At 32.2% G+C, this 2,182-nt stretch carries 1 protein-coding gene and 1 rRNA gene; both read right to left on the reverse strand.

Annotated features, from left to right (window positions below; all coding sequences use genetic code 11):
* Window positions 1-253: 253 nt before the first annotated feature.
* Window positions 254-1,147, reverse strand: a complete 894-nt coding sequence (locus ACEVFT_RS14535) for a patatin-like phospholipase family protein (RefSeq protein WP_205446317.1) — start codon at window positions 1,145-1,147, stop codon at window positions 254-256.
* 900 nt (window positions 1,148-2,047) lie between these two features.
* Window positions 2,048-2,163, reverse strand: a 5S ribosomal RNA gene (gene rrf / locus ACEVFT_RS14540).
* Between the last annotated feature and the right edge of the window lie 19 nt (window positions 2,164-2,182).

Consider the following 2,182-nt stretch of genomic DNA (forward strand, 5'->3'; position numbering starts at 1 on the left):
GTTTCGTTCACTAGCCGAAGCTAGCTACTTAAAACTTTATTGATTACGTTTTGCTTGTTCAGTTTTCAAGGTTCATTATTATGTTTACTCTTCTGTAAGAGCTAACTTTTATATAATAACATGTTTTATATTTAATGTCAAACAGTTATTTTATTTTATATTTTAGTAGCTGTATGTCTCAACAGCAAATTTTATATAATAACACCCTATTTATTATTGGTCAATAGTTTTACAATAACTTTTTATAAAATAATTACAACTTCAATCTTGGCCAATTCCGTAAAAATTGAATTGTACGGTTTCTTCCTATTTCTAATAGCGTTTCTTTTGTTTCCTCATTTAAATCAAATTGAGTAGCACTATAATCTTCTACAGGAATAAAAATAATATCTCTTTCATGACGTCTTGATATATATCTTTCATCATGTGCATCTTTCATCGTTGAAAATAAAGCTTCAAATAAACTCAGACCATTTTTAATTTCTTGTGGACATTGTTCTTCTCTTCTTCTGCTAAGTTTCAGACCTAAAATTGGGCGTACTTTTCGACCTTCTTTATCATCGAATATCCATAGTGGAAAATTACTTAAAACTCCACCATCCACTATTACTGATTCTCCCTTCCCAGTCTTTAATGTAACTGGTTCAAAGAAAAATGGTATACCACAACTCATTCGTAACGCACAAGCAACTGAAAAATTTTTTGCTTCAATTTGATATTTGTGCAAATCGTCTGGTAAAACAATCATTCTACCATTGGTTAAATCTGAGGCTACTAACTTAAGTGAATCTTTAGGCAGATCACCAAAAGTATAGACCCCTTTTGCAGCCAACTTTTGGAAGAACCATTTTTCTAATGCCTTTCCTTTATAGAGACCTAAATGATTATAAACATTTACCCATTTCATAAAAGGGAAAGGTAAAATTGTTCTTCTTGGGTCCAGTAACGAAGGAACGTCCAACTCCTCTAGCATGATTTCAATCTCTTTTCCACTATATCCTGCAGCGATAAATGCAGCTAAAATGGCACCTGCACTTGTACCAGCTACACGTTTAAATCGAAAATGTTCAGCTTCTAGTACTTGATATGCTCCTACTAATGCAAAGCCCTTCAAACCGCCGCCAGAAAACACACCATCAATCCACAAAATTCCCTCTCCTTTTTGATGTAATCTTTACAGTATAGGGATGAATAATGACGAATAGAACTAAAATTTTCACTTTATTGTCGATACCTAAAAACATAGCTACAAACTTTAATAATGACCTAACTAAAAATGAATCCTATTATCATCCATATAAAGAAAGTACTAATCATAAAAAATAAAGGGGAAAAAATTTAGTTATCATTAAAATGTAGAAAACTACTTAAATAGTAATAAAAGTTGCATTATGAATCAAAATTTTCATATATTTTGCAGAGTTTTAAAGTGTAGAGCATATTTTGACAAAATTAAAGAGCATAAGCCCAAAATAATATTGGACTCAAGCCCAAACCACTACCTAATGAATTAACTATGTCTAATAAGTGCGTACTGGTGATTTATTGTAGATATGATGCGCTAAAGAATTGGCCTTATTTTAAAGACATCGGGTAAGATTCATCAACCATACTAAAATAGCTTATATATTTTTTCTTTCTCTTTATTTCTTCCATAAACCGTCTATAAATTCTTTCATTTATCTTTTTCTTATCTCCATCAACAGTATTTTTACAATGTCCCCATATTATAATTGACGATTACTATAATTAAATTTGTAGGTTGATTGATAATCATTAAACTATTCACCCATTTTAATTGGTCCATGAAAGTTTTAGATTGGTTAGCAATCGATGAACATGATTCACAAACGTTGTTACCTTCATAACTTCTACTTCTTTCTTCCACTGATTTAACATACTATTGATCTCTTCTTCTTTAGCAAGTTGGTTGACTAGACGTGACTTTTTAATGGTCTTAGCTAAAAGCTTTCTAAACCCTCCTACACAGTACGAAGTTTACAATGAATATAAAAAAACAGTCAACACACAGTTGACTGTTTCAATTGCCTAGCGACGTCCTACTCTCACAGGGGGAAGCCCCCAACTACCATCGGCGCTAAAGAGCTTAACTTCCGTGTTCGGTATGGGAACGGGTGTGACCTCTTTGCCATCATCACTAGACATGTATTAAATTGAAAGA

Source organism: Lysinibacillus sp. PWR01, assembly GCF_043359455.1.
Taxonomy (GTDB): domain Bacteria; phylum Bacillota; class Bacilli; order Bacillales_A; family Planococcaceae; genus Lysinibacillus; species Lysinibacillus fusiformis_F.